Source organism: Rhodomicrobium vannielii ATCC 17100 (assembly GCF_000166055.1).
Taxonomy (GTDB): Bacteria; Pseudomonadota; Alphaproteobacteria; order Rhizobiales; family Rhodomicrobiaceae; genus Rhodomicrobium; species Rhodomicrobium vannielii.
Genome location: NC_014664.1, coordinates 1,108,136 through 1,127,168, shown reverse-complemented (window position 1 = coordinate 1,127,168; position 19,033 = coordinate 1,108,136). Strand labels below are relative to the sequence as shown.

19 protein-coding genes are annotated in these 19,033 nt (G+C 62.7%); 3 read left to right on the top strand and 16 right to left on the bottom strand.

Features of this window, described 5'->3' with window-relative positions; translation table 11 throughout:
- Positions 1-258 precede the first annotated feature (258 nt).
- From RVAN_RS05105 to RVAN_RS05065, 9 genes are all read right to left on the bottom strand, one after another.
- On the bottom strand, positions 259-639 hold the full coding sequence (locus tag RVAN_RS05105; RefSeq protein ID WP_013418694.1) for a hypothetical protein: 381 nt from the start codon (positions 637-639) through the stop codon (positions 259-261).
- Between the two features lie 10 nt (positions 640-649).
- A complete protein-coding gene (locus tag RVAN_RS18705) occupies positions 650-2,791 on the bottom strand; it encodes an ATP-binding protein (protein WP_013418693.1) in 2,142 nt (713 codons plus the stop codon).
- A gap of 396 nt (positions 2,792-3,187) precedes the next feature.
- Complete coding sequence (locus RVAN_RS05095) at positions 3,188-3,454, bottom strand: hypothetical protein (RefSeq protein ID WP_013418692.1); 267 nt, start codon at positions 3,452-3,454, stop codon at positions 3,188-3,190.
- Positions 3,455-3,637: 183 nt separating this feature from the next.
- Positions 3,638-3,964: a membrane protein insertion efficiency factor YidD gene (gene yidD / locus RVAN_RS05090; protein WP_013418691.1), complete on the bottom strand. Its 327-nt coding sequence runs from the start codon at positions 3,962-3,964 to the stop codon at positions 3,638-3,640.
- 4 nt (positions 3,965-3,968) lie between these two features.
- Positions 3,969-5,399: a trypsin-like peptidase domain-containing protein gene (locus tag RVAN_RS05085; RefSeq protein ID WP_013418690.1), complete on the bottom strand. Its 1,431-nt coding sequence runs from the start codon at positions 5,397-5,399 to the stop codon at positions 3,969-3,971.
- A 216-nt stretch (positions 5,400-5,615) separates the two neighbouring features.
- Positions 5,616-6,563, bottom strand: a complete 948-nt coding sequence (gene hflC, locus RVAN_RS05080) for a protease modulator HflC (protein ID WP_013418689.1) — start codon at positions 6,561-6,563, stop codon at positions 5,616-5,618.
- Complete coding sequence (hflK, locus tag RVAN_RS05075; protein WP_013418688.1) at positions 6,560-7,687, bottom strand: FtsH protease activity modulator HflK; 1,128 nt, start codon at positions 7,685-7,687, stop codon at positions 6,560-6,562. The genes hflC and hflK overlap by 4 nt, the downstream gene beginning before the upstream one ends.
- Positions 7,688-7,885: 198 nt before the next feature.
- Positions 7,886-8,422 carry a dihydrofolate reductase gene (locus RVAN_RS05070; RefSeq protein WP_013418687.1) on the bottom strand — a complete coding sequence of 179 codons (537 nt, stop codon included), beginning with the start codon at positions 8,420-8,422 and terminating at the stop codon, positions 7,886-7,888.
- Positions 8,419-9,213, bottom strand: a complete 795-nt coding sequence (locus RVAN_RS05065) for a thymidylate synthase (protein WP_013418686.1) — start codon at positions 9,211-9,213, stop codon at positions 8,419-8,421. Before RVAN_RS05065 ends, RVAN_RS05070 begins: the two co-directional genes overlap by 4 nt.
- Positions 9,214-9,512: 299 nt before the next feature.
- On the opposite strand from RVAN_RS05065, the gene RVAN_RS05060 reads away from it, so the two are divergent.
- On the top strand, positions 9,513-9,890 hold the full coding sequence (locus tag RVAN_RS05060) for a c-type cytochrome (protein WP_013418685.1): 378 nt from the start codon (positions 9,513-9,515) through the stop codon (positions 9,888-9,890).
- Between the two features lie 327 nt (positions 9,891-10,217).
- On the opposite strand, the gene RVAN_RS05055 is transcribed toward RVAN_RS05060, so the two are convergent.
- The 7 genes from RVAN_RS05055 to RVAN_RS05025 form a co-directional block, all read right to left on the bottom strand.
- Complete coding sequence (locus RVAN_RS05055; RefSeq protein WP_013418684.1) at positions 10,218-10,475, bottom strand: hypothetical protein; 258 nt, start codon at positions 10,473-10,475, stop codon at positions 10,218-10,220.
- 96 nt (positions 10,476-10,571) lie between these two features.
- The gene (locus RVAN_RS05050) at positions 10,572-11,102 is read right to left on the bottom strand and encodes a TspO/MBR family protein (protein WP_013418683.1); all 531 of its coding nucleotides are present in this window, start codon (positions 11,100-11,102) and stop codon (positions 10,572-10,574) included.
- Positions 11,099-12,292 (bottom strand): geranylgeranyl diphosphate reductase, encoded by a 1,194-nt coding sequence (locus RVAN_RS05045; protein WP_013418682.1) that lies wholly within the window; start codon positions 12,290-12,292, stop codon positions 11,099-11,101. Before RVAN_RS05045 ends, RVAN_RS05050 begins: the two co-directional genes overlap by 4 nt.
- Positions 12,293-12,294: 2 nt before the next feature.
- Entirely contained in the window at positions 12,295-13,653 is a 1,359-nt protein-coding gene (locus RVAN_RS05040; RefSeq protein ID WP_013418681.1) for a BCD family MFS transporter, read from the bottom strand.
- 6 nt (positions 13,654-13,659) lie between these two features.
- Positions 13,660-14,538, bottom strand: coding sequence for a chlorophyll synthase ChlG (chlG, locus tag RVAN_RS05035; protein WP_013418680.1), 879 nt, complete (start codon positions 14,536-14,538; stop codon positions 13,660-13,662).
- A 133-nt stretch (positions 14,539-14,671) separates the two neighbouring features.
- Positions 14,672-16,117, bottom strand: a complete 1,446-nt coding sequence (ppsR, locus tag RVAN_RS05030) for a transcriptional regulator PpsR (RefSeq protein WP_013418679.1) — start codon at positions 16,115-16,117, stop codon at positions 14,672-14,674.
- A gap of 26 nt (positions 16,118-16,143) precedes the next feature.
- The gene (locus RVAN_RS05025; protein ID WP_169309517.1) at positions 16,144-16,818 is read right to left on the bottom strand and encodes a cobalamin B12-binding domain-containing protein; all 675 of its coding nucleotides are present in this window, start codon (positions 16,816-16,818) and stop codon (positions 16,144-16,146) included.
- A 413-nt stretch (positions 16,819-17,231) separates the two neighbouring features.
- On the opposite strand from RVAN_RS05025, the gene bchF reads away from it, so the two are divergent.
- Complete coding sequence (gene bchF / locus RVAN_RS05020) at positions 17,232-17,756, top strand: 2-vinyl bacteriochlorophyllide hydratase (protein ID WP_013418677.1); 525 nt, start codon at positions 17,232-17,234, stop codon at positions 17,754-17,756.
- Positions 17,753-19,033, top strand: coding sequence for a ferredoxin:protochlorophyllide reductase (ATP-dependent) subunit N (locus RVAN_RS05015; RefSeq protein ID WP_013418676.1), 1,281 nt, complete (start codon positions 17,753-17,755; stop codon positions 19,031-19,033). Before bchF ends, RVAN_RS05015 begins: the two co-directional genes overlap by 4 nt.

Genomic DNA, 19,033 nt, shown 5'->3' with positions numbered 1-19,033 from the left:
GAAACCCGGGATTTGCTAGTGGTTGGGATTCCAACATCTGCTCGCGAGCGTGCTGCAATCGGAGTCTGACCACTAGTTGTGGCTACCGTATTTCTCTCCAGCGGAAGAGAACAGCGCGTCCCGATCTTTTTCTGTGGAAACCGACTGATATTACGATGTGGAACAAGTGGGGAGGAGAGGCCGCTCGGTGCGCGTCCGCGCAGGCCGCTGCGAAGGCGGAGGAGGGTGGGCGGATACGCGCGCGATTTCCGGCGAGGGTTAGCCTTGATCCGGTCGGTCGAGGCAAATCCAGATGCCGCCATCCGCCGCCGATTGAATGCGCACGGTCATTTCGCCATTCGGATCGTCGAAATCGCCGACCCAGCCGAGTTCGATATCAACCGCACCGTGACGGGCCGCTTCTTCGATGCGTCCCTTGAACTCGGGCGTGGCCATGCAGGGCGCGATGCCGACGAAAAAATCGATGCCGAGTGCGGGCCGCTTTTTCCAACCCGATTCCCTAGCCTCCGTCCGACTAAAGAAGGAAACGACCCCGTTGCTGTCGAGCTTTATTATGCCGAAGGGGAGGTCGTGCCGCTCCTCGTCGGAAAGCGCTTCGAGCTTCCGGGCTAGCTTCGGATCGGCGAACGAAACGGACATGGGCTGCCCTTCACGGGTCTATGTCGCAAAAGGTTGCGATGCCGAAAAGATGGGTAATAGTCAGCTGATCGTCAGAAATTGGCAAAACCATTCTCTCGAAAAGCGTCAATTTGCCGTCGCCAAGCGAGACACGCGAGTAATCAAAATAGGCGACGCCCTGAAGGCATCTCTTGTAGGCGCGGGCGATCGGGCCGAAGGCGTCCGCCTCGTCGTCGGCAAGAGTGACCCCATCGAGTGGTGCGCCATATCTTTCGGTCAGCGCACTTCCGACGCGAACGAAGCGGAAAGAGGGCCGGGACCATTCGCCAATGACCTCGATGAGAAAGGTATCGGCCACATCGCGCGCCTCGAAAATCCTGGCTTCGGCGAGAAGCGGAAGTCGCGCCTTGTCTGCGAAAACCGTGCGCCAAAGCTCGTAGATCGCTCGCACCCGGGCGCCTCGGACCCGCTCGCGAACGCGGTCGGCGAGCCTGAGCGCTTCCTCAGGGATAATCGCAGGCGGAATGCGCCCGAGCTTTTCAAGCACCGCGCGGCAAAGAAGATCTTCCGGCACCGGCTTGCGCAGGACGGTCTCGCCTGTGGGAAGATGCAAGGCCGCATTCGTCGTCGCGGTGTAGAGGCACGGAGGCGCGCTACCTTCGGCCGCCTGCAACAGATCGAAGCTTGTGCGTGAGGCTGGGTCAAAAGACCAGACGATGAGATCCGGCCTGTTTGCCAACGCCTCGGCCGCAGCCTGGTCGGGTGTGCCAGCCTCGGCCACCGCGTATCGCAGCCCTCTCAGCAATGAGGCGAGTGCTTCCCTTGCGGAGCGATCGCCCTCGGCAACGAGGATGCGGGCGTTGCCGTGCAGGTCGGGCTCACGCCTCGAATCCGTCGAAGATCTCGCGTCGGAGAGTGCGGCTCGCGGCAGATAGAGCGAAACTCGCGTGCCCTGTCCCGGCGTGCTGTCGATGCGGACGCCGCCGCCCGCCTGCTCCGCGAGGCTGAAGGCCGAGGCCAGGCCTAGCCCGCTGCCTTCGCCCTTGGCTTTCGTGGTGAAAAACGGTCGGCCCGCCTGCTTTAGAACCTCCGGTGGCATGCCCTTTCCGGTGTCGGCGATGGAAAGCATGACGTAGTCGTTTGCGGCAAGCCCGAGCGGCCTCTCGTTGGCGCGGCAATTCGCGATGGCGATTGTCAAACGGCCGCCGTCGGGCATCGCATCGCGTGCATTAGCGACGAGGTTGAAGACCGCCGCCTGAACTCTTCCCCGCGATGCGAGCACAGGCCAAACTTCCCCCTCGCCAGCGAAATCGATGGTTACGCGGGGGCCGGCGAGATGGCGCAGCAAATCGGCATCTTCGGTAAGGACACGGTCGATGTCGACGACTTCCGATGGCGCCGGGTCGTTTCGCGAGAAATCGAGAAGCTGACGCACGAGCGTTGCGCCGCGCGCGATGGCGGCATCGACATGTTCGAGTGCCACCGCAGCTTTCGTCGGGTCGCCCTTTCGCAGAAATCGCGAGGCGCTCGCCATGACCGTCAGGACGTTATTGATGTCGTGCACCACACTGCCGACGAATTGCCCGAGAAGCGTCAGCTTTTCGGATTGGGTGACCTGCTTGCGGGTCTCGGCGAGTCGGTCGGTCTGGTCTGCGAGCTGGCGTGAGAGACCTATGAGGGTCGCGCGTTGCTGCGCGATCAGGCTCGAAAGCTCGGTCTGCGAAGCGGCGCTTCCACCTAGACTTTGCGCGAAGACGAGAAAGCGCGCCGCTGGACACGCGGCATCTTTTATGGGGCTGAGCGTTACGGCCCACCAGGAAGGCGCGTGGTTATCTCGGGTCGGTGGAACCTTGGCCGATGCATGAAACAATATCGCGGTCGCGCGCTTGCCTCTGCGAGCGTCGGCGAGCAATTGGTCCGCCTGGGCCTGAACTTCGTCCGGCCAGAGCCTGCGCCACGCCTTGCCTTTGACGCCCTCGGCCGCGCCGAGGGTCATCGTTTCGCAGGCCCACGGATTGATCGCGAGGATAGCGCCGCTTTCGTCGAGTAACGCCATGCAATCCCGTGACGATGCCATCAGCTCATCGACTAGCGACGGCATTGCCTGATCGCGCGGAAGCGCCACCGTTTCTTCCTCGATCCCGGACATGAAGCGTTTCGCCTGCGGCTGCATGGATCACCTCGATCTTTGCTTAGCATAAGACCTTGTGGGGATTCAGGCACTCTGGCAAATGGGTTAATCGCAGGTCGGGATGTTGGTTGAGCGGACGCGAGCGGGGCAGTCGGGTTGATCCACGCACAAAGCAGCGCACTCCGCTTGAAAGCCCTTTCGCCGGACCCGCGGCCAAATTCGGCCTGATAAGGACAGGGCTTTCGAGAAGAGGCCCGCACGCGCCTCCGGCGGCATCTAGAGCGTCGCTTATGAAAGGTTAATGATGTGGCGCCAAGAGCGCTCGACAGGCGTCGCCGTAAAGGGTTGCGTCGTCGGGAGCGGCCCGCTCGACGCGCTAGTCGGAGCGCGATCCCGTTGAATGGTCGCGCTCCTGATTCCGGCATCGCTCGTTTGGCGTTACCGGATCCTTTCCCACACGGCGGCCTTGGTCGGGGAGATACATTTTCCTTTTTGATAGAACTTGCCGACACCGCATTTGCCCGGCGCGGGCTTGACCTTCTTCACAACGACCGGCGGCGGGCAGTCGCCGCAAAGGTAGTTCCACGGCGACCCGTTGAACGTGGTGATGGTATAGGCCTGAACGCACTGGGCGCTGGCCGATGAAAGTGCCCCGGCGCAAGCCATGGCAAGGCCGGAGAAGAGCGCGGTTTTGACGAGACGCATAACGGTTCCCCCGCTTCGAACGATTTGATGCAATCGATAATAGGGGGGAAGCGATAATGGCCAGCTAAAGCGGTGGTGGCAATTTTACAGGCGCTATCAGCGGGTTACCTGATCCGCAGCGAGCAAGAGCTACGATCAGCTTGCACGTCAATACGAACCGAACATCCATAGAGACTTCACCGATCACGTTGTTTCGATCTGATCGGCGGCGGCGCGAGCGCGCCGGTAGCGCCAGACGCGCCAAGGGGCCCAGAAGGGGATCTTTTCAGCGCGGAGATCGGGCGCGGGATCGCAGCCTGAACTGCCCCACGGGTGGCAACGCAGGATGCGGCCGAGCGTCAGCCAGCCGCCGAGCCACGCGCCATTCACGTCGATGGCGTCGAGCGCATATTGCGAGCAGGTCGGGAGATGGCGGCAACGCGGCCCGATGATCGGCGAGATCGCGTATCGATAGACGTAGATCGGCGATTTCGCGATCACCTTGAGCGCTTTGGCAGGATGGAGTTCCAACGGCCTAGTCTTGATCGAGTGAGACGCTCTCGAAGCGGATGGCGCCGCTCGCGTCTCTCACAGTTAGCGTTGCTTGGCTGCGCGACAGTGCGCGTAGCTGCGTGAGGCGCTGGTCAAGCTCGTCGGCGGTCCGAACCGGCCCATGGGCCGCCTCGATCACGACATCGCCCGGATTGAGGTTCCCCCGCGCGACCACCCGGCTTTCATCGGCCGATACGACGGCGCCTTCCGCATCCGACGAGAGGCCCAGCCGCGACCGCAAATCGTCGGACAATGGCGCGAAGCTGATCTTGCCGAGCTTTTGCCGCTTGGCTTTTTGTTGCGACAGGGGGAGAGCGCCGGACCAGTCGGCCTCGATCATGCGGCCGACCTTCACCTTGACCGTCTTCTTCTCACCGTTGCGAAGGATCAGCACGTCGGCGTCTTCGCCCACGTTTGATTGCGCGATAAAGCGCGGAAGTTGGCGCGCGTGTTTCACCGACGTTCCGGCGAACGCCAGCACGACGTCGCCTTCCTGCAAGCCAGCCGCTTCGGCCGGGCTGCCCTTGTCGACGCGGGCGATCAGCGCGCCCTCGGCATGGTCGAGATGGAGATGTTCAGCAATGTCGTCACTCGGCGTTTGCAGCCGCGCGCCGATCCAGCCCCAGCGGATTTCCCCGTGCTTGCGCAACTGCTCGACGATGCGTTTCGCCGTGTTCGACGGGATCGCGAAGCCAAGGCCGATGCTGCCGCCCGAAGGAGAGAAAATTGCGGTGTTTATGCCGATAACCTCGCCGCGCGCATTGAAGAGCGGGCCGCCGGAATTGCCGCTGTTGATGGAGGCATCGGTCTGAAGGAAATCATCATACGGGCCAGCGCTGATGTCTCGGCCGCGCCCTGAGAGAATGCCCGCCGTCACGGAGCCCTTGAAGCCGAACGGATTGCCGACCGCAATCACCCAATCGCCGATGCGCATGTGAGATGAGTCGCCGAAGGAAACGGGCGTCAGCGGCTTGTTGGCCCTGGGCGTGATCTTGAGTACGGCGATATCCGTCTTGGTGTCGCGCCCGATAACCCTATCGACCTTCACCTCGGATCCATCGGGCAACACCACGAACACGGTGTTGCCATCCTCGATCACGTGGTTATTGGTGACGATGATGCCGCTTGCATCGATGATGAAGCCCGAGCCTACGGAAGTCTTTTGCAGGACGCTCTGACCCTTCTTCGGGCCGCGCGAACCCTCGCCACGGCTGCGCCTGGCGCTCGAACTGCCGAGTTCCTCCGTGACCTGTGCCGATACGCTGACGACCGAATTGCGGACGCGCGCTGCGACATCGGAGAAGGATTCGCCGGATTTCATCTCGACCGCGAACGTAGGGGAGGCAGCAGCAACGCCACCGAACGCCAGAAGGCTTGCCCCGAGAAGCAGCCGCAGATGATGGTGGATCGCCATGAGCCTCACCTTAAAACACACGAGACAATGCTGCAAACCGCGCCATGCCACTCGAGTTCCATGCTCCCGGGGTTCTCGACCCTCGGGTTACCTGGTCCGCCGCAGGGGCGGGGAATCCATGCCTGCCTATAAAGTGAGACATAAAGGCGTCGAGTGCAATGTTCATGCACTCGACGATAGGTAGTGAAAGGTAATATTCCGTTCTCAACGATTGATTCAGCGCACTGCAGGCGTGGCCGCAGCGGCGCTGGATCCCGTCTGACCGGCGGGCGCCGGCCTCTTGATGGCATCAGGCGCCGCGCTCATCGGCTCGTTGAAATAACGGAAGAACTCGGACGAGGGCGAGACCACGATGCGAGTGTGGCTACCCTTGAGCGATTCTTCGTAAGCCTGCATGGAGCGGTAGAAGGCGAAGAAGTCGCGGTCGCGTCCGAATGCGTCGGCGTAGATGCGGTTCCTTTCCGCGTCGCCTTCGCCTCGGGTACGCTCGCCATCGCGATTCGCGTTCGCGGTGACAACGGTCACTTCCTTGTCGGCGGTCGAACGGATGCGCTGCGCCTGCTCAGCACCTTGGGCGCGCAGTTCGGCTGCTTCACGCTGACGCTCGGTCTGCATGCGGCGGAAGATGGCCTGGCTGTTCGCCTCGGGCAGGTCGGCGCGGCGGATGCGGACGTCGACGACTTCCACGCCGAAACCGCGAACGTCATTGTTCACGAAAGCGATGGTCTGCTTCATGAGCGCCTCGCGCTGGTTACGCACAAGGTCGATGAACGTGGATCGGCCAAGCACGCTGCGGATCGTCGAATCCACGATGGCGGTGAGGCGCTGCCGCGCGGCGATTTCGTTGCGGAACGCGCGGTAGAACGCGAGCGGATCGCTGATCCTGTAGCGCGCGAAGGCATCGACGATGAGACGCTTCTGATCGGACGCAATGACCTCCTGCTCCTCGGTCTGAAGATCGAGGATACGGCGGTCGAACTGCACGACCGTCTGCACGAACGGCATCCGCCAGTAGAGGCCCGGTTTGTCGATCGCGCGGACTGGCTCGCCGAATTGCAGCACGAGAGCACGATGCGTCTGCGGCACGATGAAGGCGGAGAAGCCCACCGCGATCACCACGCCGGTGACAAGGAGAATGAGGAATCCGACAGCTGCGGTTCTCATCGCTGGCCTCCGCTCTGGGTGCGCTGAAGTTCGTTCAAGGGAAGATAGGGCACCACGCCGTTGGAGCCGGACTTTTCGTCAATGATGATCTTGTCCATGCCACCCAGCACGCGTTCAAGCGTTTCGAGATACATGCGCTTGCGCGTCACATCCGGTGCCTTTTGATATTCGTCGAATACCTTGAGGAAGCGCTCGGTTCGGCCCGTGGCCTCGGCAACGGCCTGCTCGCGGTAGCCCTGCGCGCCCTGAAGGATGCGCTGCGCTTCGCCTCGTGCTTCGGGTACGACGCGGTTGGCGTAAGCCTCCGCCTCGTTTCGCAAGCGCTCCTGATCGGCGCGCGCGGCCTGGACGTCGCGGAAGGCCGCGATGACCTCGGTCGGCGGATCGACCTTTTGCAGGTTCACCTGGTTGATGTTGATGCCGGACTTGTAGCTGTCGAGCGTGCGCTGGATGAGCGTCTTCACCGACTCCTCGATGTTCTGCCTGCTCTTTGTGAGGATCGGCTGAATATCGTTCTGGCCGATCACTTCGCGCATGGCGCTCTCGGCCACGGCCTTCACGTTCGGGCTCGCGTCGAGCGTGTCGCCCTGATTGCGGACGTTGAACAGATAGGCGGGGGCGTCCTTGACGTTCCAGAAGACGTTGAAGTTCAGCTCCACGATGTTCTCGTCGCCGGTCAGCATGAGGCTTTCCTCATTGCGGGCGGAGGAGCGGATTGCGCCGAATGGGCCGGTAGGCCCGCTCGAAAAGCCGACCTCGACGCGGTTCTGGCGCGTGAACGGAACGACGGTCACTTCCTCAATGGGGTACGGCCAGCGGAAATTGAGGCCGTTCGATAGCTCTCGGTCGTACGCGCCAAACCGTTGAACGACGCCGCGCTCGTCCGGATTGATGCGGACCGTGAAGCCGAAATAGCCGACCGCAGCGGCGAGAACCAACAGGAGAAGCCCGACGCCAGCAAAGCCGACGCCTCCCGGCACGGCCTGGCGCAGCTTGTCCTGACTGCGGCGCAGTATTTCTTCGAGATCGGGGGGAGGCGAACCACCGCCGGCGGGGCCTTGTCCCCAAGGGCCGCCGCTCGGGCCGCCCTTCCAGCCTCCGCCGCCACTCTGATTCCACGGCATATGCGTTTTCCTTTACGATCGGCGGGTTTAGTCCCGCTTCACCTCGGCAAGCGAGGCCAGAATTGCTTAGTAACAGGGTGTTCGAATGTGGCCCGCGTTTGACAATTGCGTGTCAATTTTGGGGCGACCGCCACATTCGGGTGCGGGGCCGGACACACTCGGAAGGTGCTTCGCATATGGCTTCCGCTATCGCTCGCGTCAAGCGCGCGGCGACCGCTCCAGCACGAGATCGGTGACTGAAAATTCGTCGGTTTGGTTCGCAGGCCATTCCTCGCGCGATACGACCTGCCACTCTTCGGCGGGAGGCGCTTGCCAATATGCGTCGCCGGAGGGGCTGGCGTGGACGCGGGCGAGGTGGATACGGTCTGCGTAAGGCAACGCCAGAGCGAAGATTTCGGCCCCGCCGATGACGAAAGCCTCAGCGACGCGGCGTTCCGCAGCGCGCGCCCGTGCGATGTCCAGCGCATCCTTGATCGACGTCGCGACGAACACACCCGGCTGCGGGGAAACGCTCGCGGCATCGCGCGTGACGATCACGGAATCGCGCCCGTCGAGCGGCTTGCCGATGGAGGCAAATGTCTTGCGGCCCATAATGAGCGGATGCCCCATCGTGAGCCTGCGGAACCGTTTGAGATCGCTTTTCAGCCGCCAGGGCAGCTTGCCCTCGCGGCCGATGACGTCGTTCTCGGCGGCCGCCACCACGAGCGCGAGAGTGAACGGGCGCGCCTCGCTCATACCGCCACGGGCGCCTTGATCGCCGGATGTGGGGCATAGCCTTCGAGCTTGAAGTCGGCATAGGCGAAATCGAAGATCGATGTCACGGCTGGGTTGAGGGTCATGCGCGGCAGCGGGCGCGGTTCGCGGCCAAGCTGCTCGTCGGCCTGCTCCCTGTGGTTCAGGTAGAGGTGTACGTCGCCGAAGGTATGCACGAAGTCGCCGGGGCGCAGGCCCGTCACTTGCGCCGCCATCATGGTCAGCAGCGCGTAGGAGGCGATGTTGAACGGCACGCCGAGGAAGATGTCGGCGGAGCGCTGGTAGAGCTGGCAGGAAAGGCGGCCGTCCGCGACGTAAAACTGGAAAAGGCAGTGACACGGCGCCAGCGCCATGCGCGGCAGGTCGGCGGGGTTCCAGGCCGATACGACAAGGCGGCGCGAATTCGGGTCGGTGCGGATTGCGCGAATGACTTCCGCGATCTGGTCGATGGTGCCGCAGTCCCGCTCGGGCCACGAGCGCCACTGCGCCCCATAGACCGGGCCGAGATCGCCATTCGCGTCGGCCCACTCGTCCCAGATCGAAACGCCGTTCGCCTTCAGATACGCGGTGTTCGTGTCGCCCGCGAGAAACCACAGAAGCTCATGCACGATGGATTTCAGGTGCAGCTTCTTGGTCGTAACCAGTGGAAAACCCGCTTCGAGGTCGAAACGCAGCTGGCGGCCGAAAAGGCTCAGCGTGCCCGTGCCTGTGCGGTCGTCCCGCCGGGTGCCATGGTCGCGCACGTCGCGCAGGAGGTCGAGGTAAGTTTGCATGGCGTTAGAATACGCGATTCCTGGCGGGGGGCGCAGCGTCGGGTCGAGTGGATCAGATCGTGCCGCGCGCTTCAAGAGAAAGCCGGTGAAACCGCATGCGTCGATACGCGTTTACCCAAGAGGGCACTTTGTCGCAACGCCTTCTTATACCTGAATTCTTTTTTATTTTCTCTGCGGCTTGAAACGCGGTAGGCCGTTCCGAATTCTTTAAGGTGACGTTTAGAATTATTGTGTTTCAGGCATTTTTCTGATTGAAACACACGCCATCAGAGTGACCTTAAACGGTGCAGGGTGAAATCATGAAAGCTATCAAAATCGCTATGGTCGGCGCGGCCCTCGTCTGGTCGGCTTCGGCTTATGCCGCCGGCGATCCGGTGAAGGGTGAGCAGGTCTTCAAGCAGTGCAAGATCTGTCATCAGGTTGGCCCGACGGCGAAGCCGGGCGTCGGCCCCGTGCAGAACAATGTCGTCGGTTCGAAGGCTGGCTCGCGCCCGGGCTTCAACTATTCCGATGCCATGAAGAACTCGGGCCTGACGTGGGACGAAGCCACCCTCGACAAGTATCTCGAGAACCCGAAGGCCGTTGTTCCGGGCACGAAGATGGTGTTCGTCGGTCTGAAGAACCCGCAGGATCGCGCGGACGTCATCGCGTTTCTTGCGACGCAGCACGGCCAGTAAGCCGCTCGCCGGTTTTTGGAAAAAGGCACCCGCGAGGGTGCCTTTTTTGTTGCTCGCGCGGTCGCGTGGGCAGGATAGGCGATCGTTTGCATAGCGGGAACGGCCAACTGCTCACGCGACCGCCCGGGCGGGTTACTATGGAGCGCGCGCGTTATAACTTTCTTTTGCCCGCGCGGGGTCGCGTGTGTTTCTGGGAATGGCGACGTGCGGGCAAACCACTCCGCGAGAGTTACGGATGCGGTCCGCTCAAGCTACCCGAAGCTAGCCGATTACGATTGCGCTGAGCGGTGAAACGCGGCGTGCTTTTCGGTCGGGAACGCTGATCGCTCAGGCCGACTTCCTGAAACGCCGCATGATGTCGAAGATATGGGAAATACCGGCGAGCGTGACGAGGGCCAGCACCGGTAGCACCGGCGACGACTCGGTCCAGGCGAGACGTACCGCCAGCATGAGGAAAAAACCCGACGCGAGATAAGCAAGATCCGACGTGATCGCCGAGGCCTCGTTATTCCGGACGCGGAGCGCCGCGAGTAAGCCGGCCTCCGCAACAACTAGCACGAGGATGATGTCGAGAAGCGTTGTCATTGAGTAATCGCATGACGGAAACGCCCGGAAGCGGGGCCGGGCGAATGGAATGGTGAGGCGGGATCAGGATGGCCGGGCTTACCCGGCCATGCCGAGCTATTGCGCGATGACCTGCGGGTTCAGCTGAACCACGGTATAATTCAGGAAGCCCGCGAACGTAACCCATACCAGATAGGGCATGAGGAGCCAGCTCGCCGTCTTCGAGTAACGCGCCAGAACGATGATCGGAATGAACACCGACGCCCAGAGCGCGCCCACCTCAATCAACGCCCAATCGGGCCGCTGAAGGCGGAAGAACAAAAGGCTCCACAGCAGGTTAAAGAACGCTGTGCAGAGGAACAGGACAATGATTGTCAGCTTGTCGTCGCGCGTGGGAGCCTCGCGCCACGCATAGACGGCGGCGAGAGCGGTGAAGGCATAAATTATCGTCCAGGCCGGGCCGAACGCCCAGTCCGGCGGCTGCCACGACGGCTTGTTCAGCGAAAGATACCAGGACGAAAGGTCGGTCGTCAGCGCACCGAGGCCGCCGACCACCATGGCGAGAAGAAATGCGATTCCAAAGGGCTTCCAGAACCCCGGCCGGGGCCCAGCGAGCGCTTCCGCAGTGTCCGTGTGTGTATACGTCACGTTCGTACCAATCCCAGAAGGTGAGCCAGATCCTTGAAGAAGATCCTAGCATGAGCAACGGGATTCGAGCGAACTAGTTCCTTATGCATATAGGACTGCCACGTGAGGCGCTGAACGTCCTTGTCCTGACAAATGTTCACGAAGCGTTCACGGCGCTTGTCGTTCCGGTACCAGAAGTGCTGCATGAGTTCGAGCACCCAGAACACCTTCCCATGCTCCTTCATGAACCGCTTGCGCGCGGTAGCGAGCGCCCTCGCGTCGGCGGTCTTGAGGAACTCGGCAGCGGCTTCGGCGGCGAGGCGGCCACCCAGCAGCGCATAATAGATGCCTTCGCCCGAAGCCGGAGCGACCACCCCGGACGCGTCGCCCGCCAGCACGACATCGCGGCCATTGTCCCAGCGTTTCAAGGGCTTGAGTGGAATCGGCGAGCCTTCCCAGCGCAGCGTTTCAGCGTGCTCTTCGTCAAGGCCGACATGCTTGCGAAGGTCGGCCACGGCCTGACGCATGTCGAAGCCCTTGATCATGGTGCCGGTGCCGATGCTGACCGTGTCGCCGTGCGGGAAGATCCAGGCGTAGAAGTCGGGCGAGAGCTTGCCCTGATAATAGACGTCGCAGCGGGTGGGATCGTAGTTCGTCAGCCCGCCAACCGGAGTCTTCACAATTTCGTGATATGCATACACGAGCGGCACTTTCTTCACGTCGGGCAGCGCCTGCTTGGCCACTTCCGAGTTCGCGCCGTCCGCGCCGATGACGGCTTTGGCCGCCACGCTGACGTGCTCGCCATCCGCTGTCTTGTAGGTGATGACGGCGCGGCCCTTCTCGTCGCGCCAGTACTTCTCGAACTTGCCCTTCCGACGCTCGGCGCCCGAATCCGCCGCCCGGTTCCGAAGCCACTCGTCGAAGGTTGCGCGATCGACCATGCCGACGAAGCCGCCGTCGATGGGCATGTCCACTTCCTTGCCCGATGGCGCCACCATGCGGGCGGAGGTGATGCGCGCGACGAGGCATTCGCCGGGAATGGCGAAATCCTTGATCGCCCGGGGCGGGATTGCGCCGCCGCAAGGCTTGATGCGGTGCCCCCTGTCGAGCAGAAGCACGTGATGGCCCATTCGCGCGAGATCGTTTGCTGCCGTAGCACCGGCGGGGCCGCCGCCGACCACGATGACGTCGAAAGTGTCAAGATCGGTCATAGTCAAACTTGCTCCGGATGGACCCGTAACGGGGCATTCTGATGATAAGAAAGGTCTGCTTCGTGATGCGACTCGTCAGGGACTTGCGTAGCGGCAGTCAGCCTGAAGGCGAGGTAGGTGGAGAACGCGAACAGCACGCCCTGGATGATGAACAAGAGCGAATAGGCGGCGGCGGCCGAGCCGAGCGCCACGCGCGCCACATCCACGGATGCCGTGCCGACGACGCCGCCAAGCCCGAAGGCCACGGCCTGCGCCGCGCCCCACATGCCCATGCGGACGCCCTCGCGAGAGCCCTTGCCGATGCTTGCCATCGAAATCATGGTGCCGATGGCGGCGACCGCGTAGACGCCATTCGCCATTCCGAGTGAGAAGACGACGGTCTTGAGGAGCCCGGATTCGGCTCCGAGGCCGACAGCCGCGAGCGCGAAAAGCCCAGCCGACGAGGCGAAGCAACCGCCCGCCACCCAATATCGTCCGAGGGAACTGCTCTTCGCGGAGAAAATGCCGAGAAGGCCGCCCGCCACCATGCCGAGCACGATGCCCGCGCGGTGCGAGCCGAACAGCTTCGCCGTTTCGGCTGGCGTGAGCCCGAAGACTGACCCCGCGAACGGTTCGAGAAGCAGCTCCTGCGCGCTGAAGGCGAGCATGGAGATGAAGATGAAGATCGTCATGCGACGCGCGTCACGCTCGGACAGCACATCCTTCATGGCATCGATGAAGCTGTGCGCCGGCTTTTCCTTCGGTTTCTCCGCTCCGTCGACCACACGCCGCTCGACGCCCCAGATGGCGAGCACGGCGATTGTGAATGCGATGGCCGAGATTGACGCGCTGACGGCGATGAGCCGCTCCATCGAGAACGGCGCGAGCATATAGCCCGCAAAGCCCGCCGCGAGCGCGGTGCCGGCGATCATCAACGTCCAGACGATGGCGGCGGCCGTGGCCTTGCGGTCGGGGGCCGTCGATTTTGCGACGAGGACGAGAAGCGAGGTTCCCGCCGCGCCCGCGCCGATGCCGATGCCGATATAGGCGAGGACCGCGCAGGCGATGCCCGCGGTCGTGTTCGTCGACATGAGCCCGATGGACCCCGCTGCGCCGACGCCCGAGAGCGCGAGGACGGCCATGCCGCCAATGATCCACGGTGTGCGCGAGCCGCCCTTGTCGGAGCCGTGGCCCCAACGTGGGCGGAGCATCTCGGCCGCGTAATGTATGCCGAACAGCAAGCCCGGCAGCGTCGCCGGAAGCATAAGCTCCACCACCATCACCCGGTTCAGCGTCGAAGTGGCCAGCGCAACGATGCCGCCGAGCGCCATCTGCACGAGTCCGAGCCGGACGATGCCAAACCAGCCGAGTGTCGTGGACATTTACATTTAACCCTGCAACAGCGGACGCAATGCGAAAGCGGTGACGAGCATGCCGAGAACATAAAGGGTGGTGCCGGTGGCGTTGTACCAGATGGCCTGTTCGCGGGGATTTCCGAGGAACCGGCGCATCAGCACGAACTGCACGACGAGAAGCGCCGAAACCATGCCCGCATGCCAAGGGCTATTCCAGGAGAAGAGCAGGCCGATCACGATCACCTGCGGCAGTGCCATGACGACGCAGGCGAGCCACGCCGCCTTGCGAACGCCGAGCTGCACGGGCAGGGAGCGCACGCCCATCTTGATGTCGCCCTCGACGGACTTGAAGTCGTTCAGCGTCATGATGCCATGCGCGCCGAGGCTATAAAGAAGCGCGACGGTCAGGATGCGCCAGTCGGGCAGGGCAGCCGCGATGATGGCGGCAGCCGTGATCCATGGCAGCCCTTCATAGGCGAGCCCGCACGCGAGATTCCCCCACCAGCCGTTCTGCTTCAGGCGGAAGGGCGGCGCGCTGTACATCCACGCGAGGATGAGGCCGAGGGTTGCCGCTGCGAAACCCCAGAAACCGAGCGTGGTCGCCAGGATCAACGAGAGGATCGTCCATGTGACGGAAATATAGAAGCCCCAGTTTCCGGGCAGTCGCCCGGACGGGATTGGCCGATTCGGCTCGTTGATGGCGTCGACGTGGCGATCGTACCAGTCGTTGACGGCCTGGCTTGTGCCACAGACCATGGGCCCCGCGAGCAACACGCCCGCGACCACGATTTGCCAATTGCTGCCGAAGCTGAAGCCTGATGAGATCAGTCCACAGCCGAAAGCCCACATGGGTGCAAACCACGTGATGGGCTTCATGTATTCGAGGATGGTTGCAAAGTCAGGCCGGTTCATGGCCGGACACTAGATTTTACATCGACGCCTGTCAATTTGGGTTTACAGGCCGTGAGGGCTGTGAGGCAAAAAACCCTATCCGGCTGAAGCTTGTCGGGAAGCCGCTGATTTTCGGTGCGTCGGGCGTGCCCTGTTACTCGCCGCTGCCTTCCGGCTGCAGATCGCCGAGGCCGTAGCGGCGAAGCTTCACATACAGGCTCTGGCGAGACAGCCCCAGCATTTCGGCGGCCGAGGCGCGGTTGTCGCCGGTGAGCTCAAGCGCGGCCTCGATACAGAGCTTCTCGATGAGGTCGCTCGATTCGCGCACGAGGTCTTTCAGCGAAACCCGACCGACGAGTTCGGTGAGCTGGTCGACGGAGCGCGCCAGATTTGCCGGACGCGCGGCCTTCTGCTGGGCGGCGCGCGTCGCGGATGAGCGGATCACGAAGCCGAAACAGGGCTGTTGCCCGTTCGGCACGGACACGGCAGACACTTCGACATCTTCGAGCGAGCCATAGGCGCCGTTCACGATGGTCGGGAAGCCGCGCACGGAGCCGTGCTCGCGCAGGTTCGCCATCAGCACATTCATGTCGACGCCGGAGCGGCCGAGCCAGTTTTCGAGCGCGTGGCCCTGCGCCTGCTCGGGATTGGAAAGCTGCGCCAGGTCGAGGAACGCCGTGTTCGCCGAAATCACCCGCCCATCGGCGTCGGTCATGACGAAACCTTCGGGCAGGCGTTCGAGAATCCGGTCGAGCGTCCCCGTCTTGCCGGGCATGCATTCGCAGACATCGGGGTCGACGGGCGCAATTCGCGCGAGAATGAACGCGCTGGCTCCTTGCCGGAAGAACGAGCTGGAAAAGGTGAACCGCCGATCGAGACCGGCGAGCCGTACGACGACATTGTCGCCGACGCCCGTGGATCGAACCGTCGCGAGAAGATCCTGAAGCGCGGCCGCGTCGGCCGGATCGACGAGATCGGCGAGCGTCTGCGCGGTGAGCTTTTTCGAGGATTCGCCGATCAGCGTCTGCGCGGCCGGGTTCACCTCGGTGATGCGGCCGGACCAGGCGTCGGCGATGACGATGGCCTCGGAAGCGATCTGGAAGAGCAGCCGGTAGCGAAGCTCGGACTGCCTGAGCCGCGCATAATCGCGCTCGATCGAAAGCTGCGCGTCGACAAGCTGCTGCTGGAGACTCGCCAGCGCGCGAAGGTCGCGTCCGAAGGCAACGACGCGTCCGTCGGGGCGGATCTGGATGACCGAATAGCGCACCGGGACGAGGTCGCCGCCCGGCGCCGTGTGGTTGACTTCGCGCCACCGCGTGGGAACCTTGAGCGCGGCCTCGCGCAGCAGCTCCTCGATCTTGTGACGGCTTTCCGGCGTTACCGTGTCGACCCAGGACACACCGATCCATTCGCCGAAACCGGCGTTGACAAGATCCTCGCTGCCCACCGCGATGTCTTTGACGATGCCGCTCTTGTCGACAACGAGCGCGACATCGGCCGCGGCGGAAATCAGCCGTGCGACGACGCTTGCGTTCAGCGAACCAAGCGACTTCTTCGGTGATTGAAACGAGTTCACGGTGCGAGAGACCAGGATCTCCATTGTTGCGCCAATATCCTCTCGCCTCGCTAATTGCGCAGAGGCTTGTGCGCGAGCAAAGCCCGTGCGCGTGACACAGCCAAGCGCCCGTCGGGGGCAAATGCGTCAGCTCCGACCTGTCCCACCAGATCGGGCCGCTGAAGAAACGCTGCGCCGCCTACAAGCACGCCTATATCGCGGTTGCACGAGTGCCGCCGGACGCTTCGGATCAGCGACGAAAGCCGATCCAGGAATCGCTCTGAACTGAGAGAAAATCCGGCGACGGCGAACCATTGCCTGTCGACTAAGTGGGTAATTTCATCGCTCGAGTCAATCTGGCCCCCGTACACATCCCAGCCATCGCGACGAAAAAAAGATTCGACCACGAACAAACCCAGTGAGTGTTGATCGCCGGGCGTCGAGGCGAGAAGCGCGCGGCGGCCGTGATGCCACACGTGAACGTTGTTTTCAAAGGAAACGGCCCGTGTTCGCAGCAGTTCCCGAAGGCGCGAAGCTGCGATCGTGACCTGCGCGAAACCGCAGCGATCCGACTCCCAGAGATGGCCGAGACGAACTGCCGCAGGCCCGAACAGGTCGAGAAGGATGGCCTCAACCTCGTGGCCCTCCCTGCGAGTGCGGTCGACGAAGGCAGCCGCTCCCGCGCCGTCGGGCGACAGAAGAAGAGAAGTGAAGCGCTCGATGTCGCCGGGTGTGAATTCTGCCATGCCTGCTGCTGCGGGCTTGGGCATGTCGGCATGAAGAGCAACAAGAAGCTGTGAAATGGTCTCACCCTCTCATCGTTTGGCAAGTCGTCCGGACGAACCGCGATCGCGATGAGCGCGAGATCCTGCGCCTTCACGTCTGCTTGCCTTTTCCTCCTGCCAGCGATAAGTGACACGATCTTCAAGCCCGGCCTAGCAACCCGGCCCGCAACCACGACGGGTTGAAACTTGGGTGAGGCTTAAGCTAAAGGGGTGCGCCTCATCAAACGAATTCAACGAGCCGCTAGCCCACCGTCACGCAGGGCTCTCCGAACGACGCAGCTTAAGGTAACTGTAAATCGGACTTTACGTCAAGTTTTGTTGACAGTCGATTGACAGCAGTTCTAAATGCCACCGACATGATGTGGGGATAGCGCATGCAACAAAAGCTGGGCAAAAAACCGCGACGCCCGCTTTATACGCCTGAAGAACGCATCCGCCGCGACGCCTCTCCCTGGACGCTCGTTCAGGGCGTGCTCGCGCCATTGCAGTTTCTCGTCTTTCTCGTAAGCCTTGGGCTCGTCCTTCGTTTTCTGGCGACCGGCAACGGCGAATATGCGGCGACGGTGTCCATCGTCGTCAAGACGTTCGTCCTGTATACGATCATGATAACAGGCGCGATCTGGGAGAAGAAAGTCTTCGGGCAATATCTGCTGGCCCCGGCCTTCTTCTGGGAAGACGTGATGAGTTTTCTCGTCATCGCGCTTCACACCGCCTATCTCGTCGCCCTCATCTACGGGGTGTTCGATACGCGCACCCAGATGTTCATCGCGCTCGCGGCCTACACGGCCTATGTCGTGAACGCGGTGCAATTCCTTCTCAAGCTTCGCGCCGCCCGCCTCGATGAGGCAAGAAAGGCCGCCGAAGTGCAAGTCGCAGTCGAGCCGGAGATGGCGCAATGAGCATTGAAGACGCCGTCGCCGACACCGGTTGTCAAGACCGGCAGATTCGTCACGAACGCGGCCAGCGCGCCGTTTTCTGCGGGCTCACCAGCATCGTCTGGCTGCATCGCAAAATTCAGGACGCCTTCTTTCTCGTCGTCGGCTCCAGAACCTGCGCGCACCTGATCCAGTCGGCCGCCGGCGTGATGATCTTCGCAGAGCCCCGCTTCGGCACCGCCATTATAGAAGAGCGCGATCTCGCGGGCCTCGCCGACATGAACGAGGAACTCGACCGCGTGGTGAACCGGCTGCTCGAACGCCGCCCGGACATCAAGATGCTGTTTCTCGTCGCGTCGTGCCCGTCCGAGGTGATCAAGCTCGATCTCGACCGCGCGGCGCAGCGGCTCTCAGCCGACTTCGCAGGCCGCGTCAGCATTTTCAGCTATTCCGGCAGCGGCCTCGACACGACGTTCACGCAGGGCGAGGACACCTGTCTCGCCGCGCTGGCGCCGGTCTTGCCCGAAGCGAAGCGGGATGCCGCGCGTTCGCTGATGGTCGTCGGCACGCTTGCGGATGTGGTCGAGGACCAGTTCGCCCGCCTTTTCCGCGAAATCGGCCTCGAAAACGTGCATTTCTTCCCCCCGCGTGACAGCCAGCATCTGCCGCCTGTGGGTGAGAATACGCACTTCCTGCTCGCGCAGCCGTTCCTGACCGAGACCGCCCGCACGCTCCAACGTCGCGGCGCACGGCACATTCCGGCTCCGTTCCCGCTCGGCGAAGAGGGCACGACAGGCTGGCTGCGCGCCGCCGCCAGGACATTCGGCGTTCCGGACGAGCGCTTGGAAGCCGTTATCGCCGCACCGCGTGAACGCGCCAGACGCGCGCTCTCCGCCCACAAGGCGAAGCTCGAAGGCAAGTCCATCTTCTTCTTCCCGGATTCGCAGCTCGAAGTGCCGCTCGCGCGCTTCGCGAGCCGCGAACTTGACATGACGCTCGCGGAAGTGGGCACGCCCTACCTTCACCGCCAGCATCTCGCTGCCGAACTCGACCTGCTTCACAAGGATGTCATTATCTACGAGGGGCAGGACGTGGAACACCAACTCGACCGCTGCCGTGAGGCGCGGCCCGATCTCACCGTCTGCGGCCTCGGCCTTGCCAACCCGCTCGAAGCAGAGGGCTTGGCCACGAAGTGGTCAATCGAGCTTCTTTTTACGCCGATACAAGGCTACGATCAGGCTGGCGACCTCGCGGAGCTTTTTGCACGGCCGCTCAATCGTCGCGCGCGGCTGGAGGTTTAA

What these genes read in the sequence shown, in the direction of transcription:
- RVAN_RS05105 (WP_013418694.1), bottom strand. Translation starts at nt 639, where the DNA reads ATGTCCGTTTCGTTCGCCGATCCGAAGCTAGCCCGGAAGCTCGAAGCG.
- RVAN_RS18705 (WP_013418693.1), bottom strand. Translation starts at nt 2,791, where the DNA reads ATGCAGCCGCAGGCGAAACGCTTCATGTCCGGGATCGAGGAAGAAACG.
- RVAN_RS05095 (WP_013418692.1), bottom strand. Translation starts at nt 3,454, where the DNA reads ATGCGTCTCGTCAAAACCGCGCTCTTCTCCGGCCTTGCCATGGCTTGC.
- RVAN_RS05085 (WP_013418690.1), bottom strand. Translation starts at nt 5,399, where the DNA reads ATGGCGATCCACCATCATCTGCGGCTGCTTCTCGGGGCAAGCCTTCTG.
- hflC (WP_013418689.1), bottom strand. Translation starts at nt 6,563, where the DNA reads ATGAGAACCGCAGCTGTCGGATTCCTCATTCTCCTTGTCACCGGCGTG.
- hflK (WP_013418688.1), bottom strand. Translation starts at nt 7,687, where the DNA reads ATGCCGTGGAATCAGAGTGGCGGCGGAGGCTGGAAGGGCGGCCCGAGC.
- RVAN_RS05070 (WP_013418687.1), bottom strand. Translation starts at nt 8,422, where the DNA reads ATGAGCGAGGCGCGCCCGTTCACTCTCGCGCTCGTGGTGGCGGCCGCC.
- RVAN_RS05065 (WP_013418686.1), bottom strand. Translation starts at nt 9,213, where the DNA reads ATGCAAACTTACCTCGACCTCCTGCGCGACGTGCGCGACCATGGCACC.
- RVAN_RS05060 (WP_013418685.1), top strand. Translation starts at nt 9,513, where the DNA reads ATGAAAGCTATCAAAATCGCTATGGTCGGCGCGGCCCTCGTCTGGTCG.
- RVAN_RS05055 (WP_013418684.1), bottom strand. Translation starts at nt 10,475, where the DNA reads ATGACAACGCTTCTCGACATCATCCTCGTGCTAGTTGTTGCGGAGGCC.
- RVAN_RS05045 (WP_013418682.1), bottom strand. Translation starts at nt 12,292, where the DNA reads ATGACCGATCTTGACACTTTCGACGTCATCGTGGTCGGCGGCGGCCCC.
- RVAN_RS05040 (WP_013418681.1), bottom strand. Translation starts at nt 13,653, where the DNA reads ATGTCCACGACACTCGGCTGGTTTGGCATCGTCCGGCTCGGACTCGTG.
- chlG (WP_013418680.1), bottom strand. Translation starts at nt 14,538, where the DNA reads ATGAACCGGCCTGACTTTGCAACCATCCTCGAATACATGAAGCCCATC.
- ppsR (WP_013418679.1), bottom strand. Translation starts at nt 16,117, where the DNA reads ATGGAGATCCTGGTCTCTCGCACCGTGAACTCGTTTCAATCACCGAAG.
- RVAN_RS05025 (WP_169309517.1), bottom strand. Translation starts at nt 16,818, where the DNA reads ATGGCAGAATTCACACCCGGCGACATCGAGCGCTTCACTTCTCTTCTT.
- bchF (WP_013418677.1), top strand. Translation starts at nt 17,232, where the DNA reads ATGCAACAAAAGCTGGGCAAAAAACCGCGACGCCCGCTTTATACGCCT.
- RVAN_RS05015 (WP_013418676.1), top strand. Translation starts at nt 17,753, where the DNA reads ATGAGCATTGAAGACGCCGTCGCCGACACCGGTTGTCAAGACCGGCAG.